The organism is Thalassotalea loyana (genome assembly GCF_030161435.1).
Classification (GTDB): domain Bacteria; phylum Pseudomonadota; class Gammaproteobacteria; order Enterobacterales; family Alteromonadaceae; genus Thalassotalea_G; species Thalassotalea_G loyana.
The window spans coordinates 218073-233870 of the sequence record NZ_BSSV01000006.1 but is presented as its reverse complement, the minus strand read 5'-3'; the positions used below and the strand labels follow the sequence as shown (position 1 = coordinate 233870).

Sequence of the window (15798 nt, the reverse complement as noted above, 5' to 3'; positions counted from 1 at the left end):
TAATAATTACAATAAATATAAATCAACAGGTGAGTTATGAAGTCTATAATTGATCAACTTTCGACGTACAAAAGTGTGCATTTAAATAAGAAAAACGTGCGTACGCATTTTTTCGGTGTTCCATTAATTGTGATGTCGGTCATGGTGTTAGTTAATATGCTGACAATTACTTGGCGTTCAGAGTCCAATGAAATCACATTACCATTAATGCCAATTATCGCTTTGTTTGTTGTGCTCTACTATTTAGTCTTAGATATAAAAATCGGATTAATCGCGACGTTGTTATTTGCGCCAGTATATTGGGCGGCAACGCAAATTAGTGTGTTACCTCATGCAGGCTGGATGGCTTTAGGTATTTTTGTTATTGGTTGGATTATCCAGTTTGTTGGTCACGCATACGAGAAAGCAAAACCTGCTTTTGTTGATGATTTAAACCAACTACTTATCGGCCCTTTGTTTTTAGTTTCTGAGGTTGTTTTTGCGTTAGGTATTAACAAAGAAATGGAACAAGAAGTGACCGATATCGCACGTGATAAGCGTCGTGCTTTTGAAAAGGCTAAAGCAGCCTAACAACAAACATGTTAATGGAATGAAAGATCTGCCTGGTCTTTCATTTCTGTTTTGTTTGCAGGCAAAACTCTATCGCCCATCTTATTAAGTAAATTTATTCTCCCCTCGCAGACTGCAATGACTGACTTGCCTTGTTTGTACTGCATAGGCAGCACAACGCGTCCACCGGGCGACACTTCGAATGTTTGGACATCGTGTTTAATCATGAGTGACGCTTCTTCATAATAAATTACAGTCACTAATCGATTCTCAGTTGTCGTGTTCATAAGCGTTCCTTTGGGCATTGTTTGATCGTATTTACGGTTTCTCTATGCATTAAGTTTACTTGATACCATTGGTGTTTATTGTGAGCCTTTGTTAAATCAATGTTGCAGTTTGTAACTGCGTTAACCGTAAGGTAATAAAATATCAAAATTGATCGCTTTGTTTGATTTTTGAACCATAATTTTTATTAATTACAATCTTTAAAAAAATTACAAAATTGTGGAGTCAAATTATTATTTAAAAATCAATATATTATGTATAAGAACTGAACAACGAAATAGGGGCTTGAAATACGCGGTAATCCAGTACAAAATGGTTGTCTATTTTGAGTGTGGCATAGCACTTTTTTGTGTTACCATGCCCATTACATAAAATTATAAAAATTTCGAAATTTTTCAGTATTTAGGGATACCATCTATTTATGACCGATCTGGCAAAAGAGATTGTTCCAGTCAACATAGAAGATGAGCTAAAAAGTTCATATCTAGACTACGCAATGAGTGTAATTGTTGGTCGTGCGTTACCAGATGTACGTGACGGCTTAAAACCAGTACATAGACGTGTATTATACGCAATGAATGTACTTGGCAACGATTACAACAAACCATATAAAAAGTCTGCTCGTGTAGTAGGTGACGTAATTGGTAAATATCACCCACATGGTGACACTGCTGTATACGACACTATTGTACGTATGGCGCAACCATTCTCACTACGTTACATGTTAGTAGATGGTCAAGGTAACTTTGGTTCTGTTGATGGTGATTCAGCGGCAGCAATGCGTTACACGGAAATTAGAATGGCGAAAATCTCGCATTCTATTCTTGCTGACCTCGAAAAAGAAACGGTAGATTTTGTACCGAACTATGACGGTACGGAACAAATTCCTGCAGTAATGCCTACTCGAATTCCTAACTTACTCGTTAATGGTACGTCTGGTATTGCCGTAGGTATGGCAACAAACATACCGCCTCACAATTTAACTGAGGTGATCAATGGTTGTTTAGCACTTATCGATAATAATGATCTAACGATCGATGAGTTGATGGAACACATCCCTGGTCCTGATTTCCCTACAGAAGGTATTATCAGTGGTAAAGCCGGTATTGTCGAAGCCTACAAGACAGGCCGCGGTAAAATAAAAATCCGCGCACGTGCAGAAATTGAAGTTAACGAGAGCACAGGTAAAGAAACCATTGTTGTTCACGAACTTCCATACCAAGTAAACAAAGCTCGCCTGATTGAAAAAATGGCTGAGTTAGTTAAAGACAAACGCCTTGAAGGTATTTCGGCCTTACGTGACGAGTCTGATAAAGACGGTATGCGTATGGTTATCGAAGTTAAGCGTGGTGATGTTGGTGAAGTTGTATTAAACAACTTATATAAACTAACACAAATGCAGGTGTCTTTCGGTTTGAACATGGTTGCCTTAGCAGATGGCCAACCTAAGCTATTTAACCTAAAAGAAATGCTTGAAGCGTTCTTGCTTCACCGCCGTGAAGTTGTGACTCGCCGTACTATCTTTGAATTACGTAAAGCACGTGACAGAGCGCATATCTTAGAAGGCTTATCAATTGCTTTAGCGAATATCGATCCGGTTATTGAACTCGTTAAAAGCTCTGCAAACCGTAAAGAAGCTGAAGAGAAATTGGTTTCTCAAGGATGGGCGTTAGGTAATGTTCAAGGCATGCTTGAAACTGCCGGTAACGATGCGGCGCGTCCAGAGTGGTTAGAGCCACAATATGGTATTCGTGACGGTCTTTACTATTTAACACCAGAGCAAGCAAAAGCGATTGTTGACCTACAACTTTACAAGTTGTCAGGTATGGAACATGAAAAGATTCTAAGCGAGTACAAAGAGTTATTAGACTTGATCGCAGAGCTATTGCATATTCTTGAAAGCCCAGCGCGCCTGATGGAAGTAATCAAAGAAGAGCTTGAAGTCATCAAGGCTGATTTTGGTGACGAGCGTCGTACAGAAATTACTTCTGCTTCTCACGATATTTCATTAGAAGACTTAATCAATGAAGAAGATGTTGTCGTAACACTTTCACACGAAGGTTACGTCAAATATCAAGCACTTACAGATTATGAAGCGCAACGTCGTGGTGGTAAGGGTAAAGCGGCAACTAAGATGAAAGATGAAGATTTCATCGAACGTCTACTTGTTGCAAATACTCACGACACGATTTTATGTTTCTCTAACCGTGGCAAGTTGTACTGGTTGAAAGTTTACCAGTTACCTTTAGCAAGTCGTACGGCGCGTGGTCGTCCAATTGTTAACTTATTACCGTTAGAATCAGACGAGCGTATTACGGCTATTTTACCTGTACGTGAATACGAAGAAGATAAGTACATTATCATGGCAACCGCCTCTGGTACGGTTAAGAAAACGCCTTTAACGGCATACTCAAACCAACGTGCTAACGGTATTATTGCCTTAAATCTTCGTGATGATGACACGTTAATCGGTGTTGATATCACGAATGGCGAGAATGACATTATGTTGTTCTCTGACGAAGGTAAAGTTGTTCGCTTTAACGAGAAACAACGCGATAGTGAAACAGGTGCGGTAAAACTTGACCCTGAAACGGGTGAAGAGTTGTTAGCACTACGTCCGATGGGGCGTACTGCAACAGGTGTTCGTGGTATTAACCTCGAAGAAGGCCAAAAAGTTGTTTCTCTCATCGTTCCTAAGAATGATGGCCCTGTACTAACAGTGACTGAAAACGGCTACGGTAAGCGTACCGCAATTGAAGAATATCCGGCGAAGAGTCGTGCGACTAAGGGTGTTGTATCAATTAAAGTTAGCGAGCGTAATGGTAAAGTTGTTGGCGCAGTGCAAGTTGAAGAAAACGATGAAATCATGATGATCACTGATAGCGGTACGTTAGTTCGTACACGTGTTAATGAAGTGAGCGTTATTGGTCGTAACACACAAGGTGTTCGCCTAATTCGTACTGCTGACGATGAGCATGTTGTTGCACTTCAACGAATTGATGAAATTGAAGAAACTGATGAAGTTATCGAAGGTGAAATAGAGCAAGGTACTGAAGCTGTTGAAGCAACAGATACTTCGGCATCTGAAGCTGTTGAAGCAACAGATACTTCGGCATCTGAAGCATCACAAGACGACTCAGCAGAGGGCGATGCCTAAGCGCCTAAAATCAGAATAGAAATGGGCGGTATATCCGCCCATTTTTTTTCGAAAAATAAGAAATTAGAATAAATAGTCTATCCGTAGTTTTATTAATAGATATAACTGATCAAGTAAGGAAATTAACTAAATGTCTGGTGTTTATAATTTTTGTGCAGGTCCAGCAATGTTGCCGAAACCGGTTATGGCAAAAGCACAGGAAGAACTCGTAAATTGGCAGGGGCTTGGTGTTTCAGTAATGGAACTTAGCCACCGTAGTCCTGAGTTTATTGCTGTTGCAACGCAAGCAGAGCAAGACTTACGTGAACTACTCAACATCCCAGATAATTATAAAGTCTTATTTTGTCACGGCGGTGGACGTGGGCAGTTTTCAGCAGTGCCGATGAACTTATTACCTAAAGACAATAGTGCTGATTATTTAGTCACCGGTTCTTGGTCAAAATCAGCTGTCGCAGAAGCTAAGCATTATGGCGACATTAATGTGATTGAAGCCGTTGAAGAGCACAATGGTGAAAAGTGTGTCACTTGCCCAACCACATGGGGATTAAATCCCGATGCAGCCTACGTTCACTACTGTCCAAACGAAACGGTAGACGGTATTGAAATGTTTGATGTCCCAGAGACTAACGGTGTGCCTTTAGTCGCAGATATGTCGTCGACGATTTTGTCACGTCCCATTGATATCAGTAAATTTGGTGTTATTTATGCGGGAGCACAAAAAAATATTGGACCATCAGGTTTAACCTTGGTCATTATTCGTGACGATTTGCTAGGCAATGCCCGTAAAACAACACCAGCAGTACTCGATTACACGATTACGGCAGAAAAAGAATCGATGTTTAACACGCCACCAACCTATGCATGGTATTTGGCAGGTTTGGTTTTTCAGTGGTTGAAAAACTTAGGTGGTGTAAGCGCAGTTGAAGCGAAAAATATTGAAAAAGCACAAAAGCTCTACCAATTTATCGATCAAAGTGACTTCTACATTAACACGATTTCAGCTGAAAACCGCAGCCGTATGAACGTACCATTTTGGCTAAAAGACGAGAGTTTAAATAATGCTTTTCTTCAGCAGTCTGAAGATGCTGATTTATTAGCGTTAAAAGGTCATAGAAGTGTTGGTGGAATGCGTGCCAGTATCTATAACGCTATGCCGGTAGAAGGTGTTGAAGCATTGATTACATTTATGAAGAAGTTTGAGCAGGAGAATAAATAAAGTGAAGCAATTAACATTAGATCCAATTAATAAAATTAACGGTGAAGTATTTTTACCAGGCTCAAAAAGCTTATCTAACCGAGCACTATTAATTGCTGCACTTGCAAATGGCACAACAAAAATTACTAACCTGTTAGTGAGCGACGACATCAATCACATGTTGAATGCACTTAAGTTATTGGGTGTTGATTACACATTAAGTGATTGTGGCACTGAATGCACTGTTGTTGGTAATAACGGTTTATTTAGTGTTGATGCTCCTGTTGAGTTGTATCTAGGTAATGCTGGTACGGCTATGCGTCCTTTGTGTGCTGCATTAGCTGCAAGTCAAGGCGAGTTTGTCTTAACGGGTGAGCCACGTATGAAAGAACGTCCAATTGGTCACTTGGTTGACGCGTTAAATCAATTAAATGCAAATGTCGAATATTTGGAAAGTAAAGAATACCCTCCAGTTAAAATTACGGGTACCCAATTGGGAGGAGATAAAGTCTCAATTGACGGTTCTATATCAAGTCAATTCCTTACTGCCATATTAATGGTAGCGCCACTTTTAGAGACAGATACAGAGATTCTGATTGATGGTGAATTAGTGTCTAAACCTTATATTGATATTACCTTGAATATCATGGAACGATTTGGTGTTAAGGTTGAAAACAATAATTACCAGTCATTCAATGTTACGGGTAAGCAATCGTATCAAGCGCCAGACAAATATATGGTAGAAGGCGATGCCTCTTCAGCATCTTATTTCTTAGCTGCCGGTGCAATTAAAGGCGGAGAGGTGACTGTACATGGTGTTGGTAAGTTAAGCGTTCAAGGCGACAAACATTTCGCCGATGTTCTCGAAAAAATGGGCGCGGAAGTGATTTGGCATGATGAGTCAATTACTGTTAAGGGCAGAGCATTGACCGCTGTTGATATGGACATGAATCATATTCCAGATGCTGCCATGACGATTGCGACTACTGCATTGTTTGCTAAAGGGACAACAAGTATACGCAATATTTATAACTGGCGAGTAAAAGAAACTGATCGTTTAAATGCGATGGCAACAGAGTTACGTAAAGTTGGTGCAGAAGTGATTGAAGGCGATGATTTTATTACAGTAACACCACCAGAGCAGTTGACCCATGCAGCAATTGATACCTACAACGACCATAGAATTGCCATGTGCTTTTCGCTTGTAGCATTAAGCGATACACAGGTAACGATCAATGATCCAGGTTGCACAGCAAAAACGTTCCCTGATTACTTCGATAAACTTGCTGAAGTCTCGCTTTAGTACTATACCTAAGAGCTTTCGATAAAAAGGTTAAGGGATTTGTATTAGCTTATACAATCCCTTTAAAACACACCCATTAGGAGCTCATCACAGAAACATTAACTGCCCTAATTAATTAACGTAGAAAACAACTACGCCAAAGAAATCTATGTTGTTACTGCCACTGAGATAACGCTCTACGTCGTGTAATAACTTAATGGGGTCGGTATTAACCTTTTGTTTATGAATGATTAACTCCTTGTGCTCGATCAATGATTATTTTGTTACAGGATGATTTTTGTTGAGATTTTGCTGTTTAAATGCCGTATAATGCGCCGAATTTTCGGCATTAGGAGAAAAATGTATGCAGGAAAGCGTTCCAGTTATCACCATTGATGGCCCTAGTGGCGCAGGTAAAGGGACAGCTGCTAAAATTGTCGCAGAGCAGCTAGGCTGGCATTTATTAGATAGTGGTGCAATTTATCGCGTACTTGCGGTAGCAACACAACATCACCAAATTGGTGTGGAAGAAGAAGAGCCACTTATTCCGATTGCATCTCACTTAGATGTGCAATTTGAAGTTTGCGGTGACCAAGTAAAAGTGGTCTTAGAAGGCGAGGATGTTACCAAGACGATTCGTCAAGAAGAGGTTGGTGAACTTGCTTCTAAAATCGCAGCGTTTCCTCGTATTCGTGAAGCTTTGCTTCGCAGACAACGAGCGTTTCGTACACTTCCAGGCTTAGTGGCTGATGGCCGAGACATGGGAACTGTCGTGTTTACCGACGCACCAGTTAAAATATTCTTAACTGCAAGTGCAGAAGAGCGCGCGCAAAGACGTTTCCAACAGTTGAAAGAAAAGGGCTTTGATGTTAATATCGGGCGCCTTTTGGAAGACATTAAAGCTCGTGACGAGCGCGATCAGAATCGCAAAGTCGCGCCTTTAGTGCCGGCAGAAGATGCGTTAATCATTGATTCTACTGGGCTTTCTATTGATGAAGTTGTCAATAAAATGCTTTCGTATGTTAATGAAAAATTAGCGTAAAATACTTTTTACTTAAGGTAAGGATGCTTTAAGTTTTATTAACAACCCCATGAAACAATGACGTTGATTGGATTACTTATTAGAGTTCATAAAACATTATGACTGAAAATTTTGCACAACTTTTCGAAGAAAGTTTACAAGAAATCGAAACACGCCCTGGTTCAATCATCAAGGGTACTGTAGTACAAATCAACAAAGACAACGTTTTAGTTGATGCTGGCCTTAAGTCTGAGTCTGTAATCTCAATTGACCAATTCAAAAACTCTGCTGGTGAAGTAGAAATCAATGTTGGTGACGAAATTGATGTAGCGTTAGACGCGACAGATGACGGTTTCGGTGAAACTATCCTTTCTCGTGAAAAAGCAAAACGTCACGAAGCTTGGCAAGTACTTGAAAAAGCATACGAAGAAAAAGAAACTGTTATCGGTGTTATCAACGGTAAAGTTAAAGGCGGCTTCACAGTTGAAGTTAGCAACATTCGTGCTTTCTTACCAGGTTCATTAGTAGACGTACGTCCAGTACGTGACACTGCACACCTTGAAGGTAAAGATTTAGAATTCAAAGTTATTAAGCTTGACCAAAAGCGTAATAACGTTGTTGTTTCTCGTCGTGCTGTTATCGAATCAGAAAGCAGCGTAGAGCGTGACGCACTATTAGAATCTCTACAAGAAGGTCAAGAAGTTAAAGGTATCGTTAAGAACTTAACAGACTACGGTGCATTCGTAGACTTAGGCGGTATCGATGGTCTTCTTCACATCACTGACATGGCTTGGAAGCGTGTTAAGCACCCAAGTGAAATCGTTAACGTTGGTGACGAGATTCAAGTTAAAGTTCTTAAGTTCGACCGTGAGCGCACTCGTGTTTCATTAGGTATGAAGCAATTAGGCGAAGATCCATGGGTAGCAATTGCTAACCGTTACCCAGAAGGCGCTAAGCTAACTGGTCGTGTTACTAACTTAACTGACTACGGTTGTTTCGTTGAGATCCAAGAAGGCGTTGAAGGTTTAGTTCACGTTTCTGAAATGGATTGGACTAACAAGAACATCCACCCATCTAAAGTTGTTAACTTAGGTGACGAAGTTGAAGTTATGGTTCTTGAAATTGACGAAGAACGTCGTCGTATTTCATTAGGTCTTAAGCAATGTATCCAAAATCCTTGGGAAGCATTCGCTCAAAACTTCACTAAAGGCGACAAAGTTTCTGGTAAGATCAAGTCAATCACTGACTTCGGTATCTTCATCGGTCTTGAAGGTGGCATCGACGGTTTAGTTCACTTATCTGACATTTCTTGGAACGGCGGCGAAGAAGCTGTACGTGATTACAAGAAAGGTGACGAAATCTCAGCTGTTGTATTACAAGTTGACCCAGAGCGTGAGCGTATCTCATTAGGCGTTAAGCAAACTGAAGACGATCCGTTCAACAACTACACAACTGCAACTAAGAAAGGTGCAATTGTTACTGGTACAGTAGTTGAAGTTGACGCTAAAGGTGCTAAGATTGAATTAGCAGAAGGCGTTGAAGGTTACATCCGTGTAGCTGACATCTCTCGTGACCGTGTTGAAGACGCAACTAGTGAGTTAAGCGTTGGTGACAGTGTTGAAGCTAAGTTTGTTGGTGTAGATCGTAAGAACCGCACTATCAGCTTATCAATCAAAGCTAAAGACCAAGCTGACGAGCGTCAAGCAATGGACAACTTAAACCAAGCTGATGATGCTGGCTTTGCAAATGCAATGGCTGAAGCATTCAAAAACGCTAAAGGTTAATAGTTAGTCGAAGAGAGAGCCATGCGCTCTCTCTTTTACCATTTTGGCACATAGATAAGACACTGGAGGGTCGTGATGACCAAATCAGAACTCATTGAAAGATTAACAGATTCTTTAACTCATTTATCTCCAAAAGAGGTAGAGTCTTCTATAAAAGAAATTTTAGAAATGATGGCGCAAACTTTATCTAAAGGTGAGCGTATTGAAATCAGAGGCTTTGGTAGTTTTTCTTTGCATTATCGTGCGCCACGCGTTGGTAGAAACCCTAAAACAGGGGAATCGGTTGAATTGACCGGCAAATATGTTCCACATTTCAAACCAGGTAAAGAGTTACGCGAGCGCGTAAACGCCTCTTTGACTTAGTGGTAAAGAATTTTCGAAAACGGCATGCATTAGCGTGCCGTTTTTTTTCGTATACAATACCAATGAATTAACTTTTTAATCGCCCTTTGGGCTTGCCTGTGCATTATAACTAGACCAGTATAGATTTGTTTTTGTGCCTCGACATGGTTTGCGTTGGTTAGGTATGTGTTTCATTTGGTTTATAAGGAATATTTGATGCGTTTAGTGATAACATTACTCATATTATTTGCTTTATTGGTGATTGCATTTGCATTTGGTAGCCAAAATAACGGTATAATTACACTAAATTATTTCATTGCTCGTGCAGATATATCTGTTGCTAGTGCAGTGAGTTTATTCACTTTTATTGGTTTTTTACTGGGTATATTCACTACAGTTTTATGGCGTATATTAAGCCGTATGAAAAAACGTTCAAAGTAGTTTAAGGTCGGTTTTTACATGCTAGAACTCTTGTTTCTCTTATTACCAGTTGCAGCTGCATATGGCTGGTATATGGGGCGAAATAGTATCAAACAAAATGATCAAAGCGTAAAAACTGATTTATCAAAAAAATATTCTCAAGGTATTAACTACCTGTTATCGAACCAGCAAGATAAGGCGATTGAGCATTTAATTGAGACCTTGCAGGTTGAAGATGACTCTATTGATGCCCATTTTGCAATGGCAAATTTGTTTCGTAAGCGTGGCGAATTAGATAGGGCACTTAAAGTCCACGAACACCTCGTTCGACATAAACACCTTCCTGACGCAGCAAAGCACAAAGCAGCCTTTGAGCTTGGTAAAGACTTTTTTAGCGCTGGTCTGTTCGACAGAGCTGAAGCCATGTTTGTTAGGTTGCTCAAATCAAAAAATTATGAGCTCAAAGCGTTATCGTATTTATTACAAATCTTCCAATCCACTAAAGATTGGAAGAAAGGTATCGCTTTTGAAAAAAACATCGTTAAGTCGAATGATAAAAAATTATTGCATGTACTAGCGAACTTCTATTGTGAGCTTGCGACTCAAGCGTGTACTAAGGAAGATAATATTGAAGTTATCGAGCTATTAGAACAAGCGCTTAAACTGGACAAGGAGTCATGTCGTGCAAACTGGCTGATGGCGTCGATTTACGAGCAACACGAACAGTACGATCATGCGATACAGTGCTATATGGCGATTTATCAGCAAGATACTGAATTCTTCCCTGATGTGATTGATAAGATGGAAAATTGCTATGCGCAAAATAACGAGCAAGCACAGTTTTTTGATTTCATTAAAAAGGTATATAGCGAAACAGGCGCAACAAGTGCGTTAATCAAATATGTTCAACACTTGAGCGCAGAAGGAAAAATTGAACAAGCAAATCAATTTATTCTGACGGGGTTAAAAAGACGATCGACAATCGGTGGCTTTAAGCACTTTGTTAAGATGCAATTAAACGCCAATAACTCACCACAAGAATCAGAAAGCTTACAGGTTATTCGAGAACTGGTGTCTGAATACCTAAAAATGAAGCCACGCTATAGCTGTCGTAATTGTGGCTTTAACAGTTCGACCCATTATTGGTCATGTCCTTCTTGTCATGAATGGGAACAGTTGAAACCTGTAAGAGGCCTAGAAGGCGAATAATTGTTATTTTCGTCTTTAAATGAATTTTTATCTGCATCGCTGATGCTCATTTATGTTCATAAACTCCGCGTCTGCGCTTTGCTAAAAAACCATTTACATTAGAAAATAGCCAATTATTGAGTTATTGGAATTTAATAACTTATCCATGCCTAAACGCTAGCCACCTGTGAAAATAGTAAACGATTTGAAATTCTACCAGATCTATTCTATTTACTTTTAACCTTTATACGTCCAACCATATAACATTAGCCGTTATTTCCATGTATAATGCCCGCGAAATTTTTAGTGGGAATAAGGGCCATTTATGACAGATCCAAAAGTCGTCGTCGCTTTAGACTTCAACAAGCAAGCTGATGCATTATCTTTTATCGATAAAATTCAACCAAGTGATTGTCGATTAAAAGTGGGTAAGGAGATGTTCACTCATTTTGGTCCCGAGTTTGTTAAAACACTAAGCAATCGTGGATTTGATGTTTTCTTGGATTTAAAATTTCATGATATTCCTAACACGGTAGCTAAAGCAGTAAGTGCTGCAGCTGACCTTGGTGTTTGGATGGTAAATGTGCACGCCAGTGGTGGCCAAAAGATGATGGAACAAGCCAAATTGGCGCTAGAGGCATATGGTAAAGACTCACCACTATTGATTGCTGTTACTGTGCTAACAAGTATGTCACGAGAAGACCTGCAAGGCATTGGTATCGACATGGATCCACAAGAACACGTGCTACGTTTAGCTAATTTGACGAAAAAGAGTGGTTTAGATGGTGTTGTTTGTTCTGCGATGGAAGCTGAAATGCTTAAGCAGAATCTTGGCGAAGATTTTAAGTTAGTTACACCTGGAATTCGTCCGGCAGGTAGCAGCGTTGATGATCAAAAACGTATTATGACCCCTAAGCAAGCGGTTGATGTTGGTGTCGACTATTTAGTGATTGGTCGCCCGATTACAAAAGCGGATGATCCTCATGCCGTATTAACTCAAATTAACCAATCAATCTATCGTTAATCCTATTGTTAATTTGACACAATAAGTTTCAAGGTCTAAACCTTATAACGGTCACTAATGGAAGTGACCGTTAATTTAAAAGGAACTTATTATGTTAAAACGTATTTTAACCACATCTTTATTCTTACTTTCTAGTTTATCTTTTGCCGCTGTAGCTGTTGAAGCGCAAACTGAGCAACCAAACGTCCTTTCTCAAAGCTTTGAGCTGATCAATATAAATGACGCCAGTGCGGAAGCCTTAGCGAGCTTGAAAGGGATCGGTAAGTCGAAAGCTCAGGCAATTGTCGATTACCGAGAGCAGCATGGCAAATTTAGAACATTAAATGACTTACTGGAAGTTAAAGGGATAGGTGAGAAGGTGTTAAATGTGAATGCCGGAAGAATAACGATTTAGCTGATAAAAAGTTATTACATTCAATAATAAAAAACCGCAGGCTTAGCTGCGGTTTTTTCGTTTTGATTAGCACTTATATACTATGGCTTTGTTGGGCCTGCGCTACTTGAACTTGTTGCAAAGCCGCGACTAGCTGATTTGTCGCTGCGTTGTACATTGGCTCTTTGCTCACTATCCATCTCTACAATTTCAAAGTTTGATTCAATTAACTCAATTGGAGCTGGTTTTGCCATTGGTGAAGTTGCTTTACCTGATGTCTTGTTTGTTAACGCAACATCAAGGTGCTTAACACCATTAATTGCAACAGCAGGTTGTTTCTCTTGTGTTTCAGTTTCAACAGGAGTTTTTGATTCTTCAACTTCAGTTGTAGTGACCGTTTCTATTACCGGTGTTTCTTCTTCTGTTTGAGCTTGCTCTTCGGAATCTAATGATACTTCTTGAGCTACAACTTCAGGCGTTTCTTCTACGACAACTTCTTCAGAGCTTTGCTCAGTAAAGTTAATTTCTTGTTGAGCTTCATTTTCACTCGCAGTTTCAACTTCAGCGGTTTCTTCAACGATTTCTTGTGGTACAACAGGCGCTGTAGTTTCAGTATTTACTTCTTCTACAAACGGTAAATCTTGTTGCACTTCTTCAACCGATGAAGGAGCTTCTTGGGCAACTACCTTCGGAGCTTCTTCGTCTTTAGCTGTTTCAGTCGGTGCTACTTTGTCCGTAGCAACTTGATCAAAGACATTCTCGTGCTCAGGGTATCGCGCTTCAATTGCTTGTGCTGCATCTTGCGCATCTTGATCTGGGTTCACATCAACGTGAGTTGGTTGCTCATCTTGATTACGACGACGCTTTTGACCATGAGAACGTAAATGGCGCGGAGAACGACGGTTGCGAGAACGCTCTGGTTTTTCAGCCGAAGCTTGTTCTTCAACTACTGCATTTTCTTCAACAACAACGTCTTCTGCTTTTTTAGCTTTTGGCTTTTGTTTCGCCTTTGACTTTTGCTGAGCAGGTTTTTGTTGTGCAGGTTTCTTCGCTTGTTCGTTTGCGTTTGATGGCTCTACAACTTGCTCTTGGTTAGTGTTCTTTTGTTGTTCAACACGTACCTTTTTACGAGTATTACGACGTTGACGTCTCTCTGCAACTTTTTCTTCTTTAGGCTTTTGATCTTTGTTTTGATCTTGCTTTCTCGTCGGTTTTTTGTTGCTTTGGTTAGTGCCTTTTACGTCTTGGTTTTTATTCGCTTGGTCTTTACGGTTTTTATTACGTTGATTGTTACGCGGTTTACGTTGACCACGGTTGTCATTTTGGTTTCGAGACTTACGAGCTGGTTTCTTAGCTGGCTTCTCTTCTTCACCAAACAAACCTTTAACCCAAGAGACTAGTTTTGCAACTAGACCTTTTTCTTGTTGTTTAGGCGCTTGCTTCTTGTTGTTTGGTTTCTCTTTTGCTTTTGGTTTTGGTGATGCTGCTCTTGTCGGTGCAGACATACCTTGTAGCACAGGTTCATCACGTTTAGCGGCAGATGAATCAAACTTAGGCATTACAGCTTCTTCAGCTTTTGCTTCTTTAAGTTCGAAATCATAACTTGCTTCAGCAACTGTCTCATCTTTACGAACTCTTAACACTTCGTACTGAGGCGTATCCATGTTCGGGTTTGGAATGATCAAAACATGAACTTTGTGCTGACGTTCAATGTGGAAAACACTGCGACGTTTCTCATTTAACAAGTAAGTTGCAACAGGAACAGGTACTTGTGCTTGGATATGTTGCGTATTCTCTTTAATGGCTTCTTCTTCCATTAAACGTAATACAGATAAAGCTAGAGATTCAATACCGCGAACTTGACCTGTACCGTTACAACGCGGACATACATGCTGGCTAATTTCACCAATAGATGGTCGTAGACGCTGACGTGACATCTCTAATAAGCCAAATCGAGAAATTCGGCCAAGCTGAATGCGTGCACGGTCTTGACGAACCGCTTCTTTCATACGGTTTTCAACTTCACGTTGGTGACGTACTGGAGTCATATCGATGAAATCGATAACGACTAAGCCACCTAGGTCACGTAAGCGTAACTGGCGTGCAATCTCATCTGCTGCTTCTAGGTTAGTGTTGAATGCTGTTTCTTCGATATCGCCGCCCTTAGTTGCACGAGCAGAGTTAATATCGATAGACGTCATCGCCTCTGTTGGATCAATGACGATTGAACCACCAGACGGTAAGCGGACTTCACGTTGGAAAGCTGACTCTATTTGCGTTTCAATCTGGAAATGTGTGAATAGAGGAGCGTCGTTTGTATAAAGTTTTACTTTACTTAAGAAGTCAGGGCGTACTAGTGAGATGTGGTTTTTTACACTCTCATAAACTTTAGGTCGGTCAACGAGCACTTCACCAATATCGCGACGTAAATAATCACGAATTGCACGTAAGATTACGTTACTTTCTTGGTGAATTAAAAACGGAGCGGGGCGACTTGCTGCGGCTTCTTCAATCGCTTTCCAGTGCTGAAGTAATACGGCTAAATCCCATTCAAGTTCTTCGTAGTCCTTACCAACACCTGCGGTACGAACAATTAAGCCCATACCTTTTGGTAAGTCTAATTTGCTTAGCGACGCTTTTAATTCACTGCGCTCATCGCCTTCAATACGACGAGAAATACCACCAGCACGAGGGTTGTTTGGCATAAGTACTAAATAACTACCCGCTAATGAAATAAAGGTAGTTAATGCTGCGCCTTTTTGACCACGTTCTTCTTTGTCGATTTGAACGATAACTTCTTGACCTTCGGTCAATACGTCTTTGATGTTAGGGCGGCCTTGGAAGCTGTAGCCTTCAGGGAAGTATTCACGAGCAACTTCTTTCATTGGAAGGAAACCGTGGCGCTCTGCACCATAGTCTACAAAAGCTGCTTCTAAAGAGGGTTCTATACGAGTAATTTTACCCTTATAGATATTTGCTTTTTTCTGTTCGTGGCCTGGGCTTTCAATATCTAAATCGTAAAGCTTTTGACCGTCAACTAGTGCTACGCGCAACTCTTCAGATTGCGTAGCGTTAATTAACATACGTTTCATAGTTTCTGTGACCTAATTTTTGTCACAGCACACCATGTGCTTAATACACAAAGCATTTTCTGTCTGTTAACAGCAGCTTGTCAGCC

The 15798-nt window shown here is 40.3% G+C and carries 13 protein-coding genes; 11 read left to right on the top strand and 2 right to left on the bottom strand.

Features of this window, described 5'->3' with window-relative positions; all coding sequences use genetic code 11:
* The first annotated feature begins 36 nt into the window (after positions 1 to 36).
* Positions 37 to 570 (top strand): Mpo1 family 2-hydroxy fatty acid dioxygenase, encoded by a 534-nt coding sequence (locus QQK05_RS13940; protein ID WP_284299639.1) that lies wholly within the window; start codon positions 37 to 39, stop codon positions 568 to 570.
* A gap of 11 nt (positions 571 to 581) precedes the next feature.
* Here the strand turns inward: QQK05_RS13940 and QQK05_RS13935 are convergent, their stop codons facing one another.
* Entirely contained in the window at positions 582 to 836 is a 255-nt protein-coding gene (locus QQK05_RS13935) for a TIGR02922 family protein (protein WP_284299637.1), read from the bottom strand.
* Between the two features lie 419 nt (positions 837 to 1255).
* Between QQK05_RS13935 and gyrA the strand changes: the two genes are divergently transcribed.
* From gyrA to QQK05_RS13885, 10 genes are all read left to right on the top strand, one after another.
* Positions 1256 to 3991, top strand: a complete 2736-nt coding sequence (gyrA, locus tag QQK05_RS13930) for a DNA topoisomerase (ATP-hydrolyzing) subunit A (protein WP_284299635.1) — start codon at positions 1256 to 1258, stop codon at positions 3989 to 3991.
* A 130-nt stretch (positions 3992 to 4121) separates the two neighbouring features.
* A complete protein-coding gene (gene serC / locus QQK05_RS13925) occupies positions 4122 to 5207 on the top strand; it encodes a 3-phosphoserine/phosphohydroxythreonine transaminase (protein ID WP_284299633.1) in 1086 nt (361 codons plus the stop codon).
* 1 nt (position 5208) lies between these two features.
* Positions 5209 to 6489, top strand: a complete 1281-nt coding sequence (gene aroA / locus QQK05_RS13920) for a 3-phosphoshikimate 1-carboxyvinyltransferase (protein ID WP_284299631.1) — start codon at positions 5209 to 5211, stop codon at positions 6487 to 6489.
* Between the two features lie 343 nt (positions 6490 to 6832).
* Entirely contained in the window at positions 6833 to 7510 is a 678-nt protein-coding gene (cmk, locus tag QQK05_RS13915) for a (d)CMP kinase (RefSeq protein ID WP_284299629.1), read from the top strand.
* Between the two features lie 98 nt (positions 7511 to 7608).
* Positions 7609 to 9273 carry a 30S ribosomal protein S1 gene (rpsA, locus tag QQK05_RS13910; RefSeq protein ID WP_284299627.1) on the top strand — a complete coding sequence of 555 codons (1665 nt, stop codon included), beginning with the start codon at positions 7609 to 7611 and terminating at the stop codon, positions 9271 to 9273.
* 75 nt (positions 9274 to 9348) lie between these two features.
* Complete coding sequence (ihfB, locus tag QQK05_RS13905; RefSeq protein WP_284299625.1) at positions 9349 to 9636, top strand: integration host factor subunit beta; 288 nt, start codon at positions 9349 to 9351, stop codon at positions 9634 to 9636.
* Between the two features lie 195 nt (positions 9637 to 9831).
* A complete protein-coding gene (locus QQK05_RS13900) occupies positions 9832 to 10056 on the top strand; it encodes a lipopolysaccharide assembly protein LapA domain-containing protein (protein ID WP_284299623.1) in 225 nt (74 codons plus the stop codon).
* A gap of 18 nt (positions 10057 to 10074) precedes the next feature.
* The gene (gene lapB, locus QQK05_RS13895; RefSeq protein ID WP_284299621.1) at positions 10075 to 11244 is read left to right on the top strand and encodes a lipopolysaccharide assembly protein LapB; all 1170 of its coding nucleotides are present in this window, start codon (positions 10075 to 10077) and stop codon (positions 11242 to 11244) included.
* A 304-nt stretch (positions 11245 to 11548) separates the two neighbouring features.
* On the top strand, positions 11549 to 12247 hold the full coding sequence (gene pyrF, locus QQK05_RS13890) for an orotidine-5'-phosphate decarboxylase (protein WP_284299619.1): 699 nt from the start codon (positions 11549 to 11551) through the stop codon (positions 12245 to 12247).
* Between the two features lie 91 nt (positions 12248 to 12338).
* The gene (locus QQK05_RS13885; RefSeq protein ID WP_284299617.1) at positions 12339 to 12641 is read left to right on the top strand and encodes a ComEA family DNA-binding protein; all 303 of its coding nucleotides are present in this window, start codon (positions 12339 to 12341) and stop codon (positions 12639 to 12641) included.
* Between the two features lie 80 nt (positions 12642 to 12721).
* Here QQK05_RS13885 and rne read toward each other — a convergent pair whose 3' ends face one another.
* Entirely contained in the window at positions 12722 to 15712 is a 2991-nt protein-coding gene (gene rne / locus QQK05_RS13880; RefSeq protein ID WP_284299615.1) for a ribonuclease E, read from the bottom strand.
* Positions 15713 to 15798: the final 86 nt, after the last annotated feature.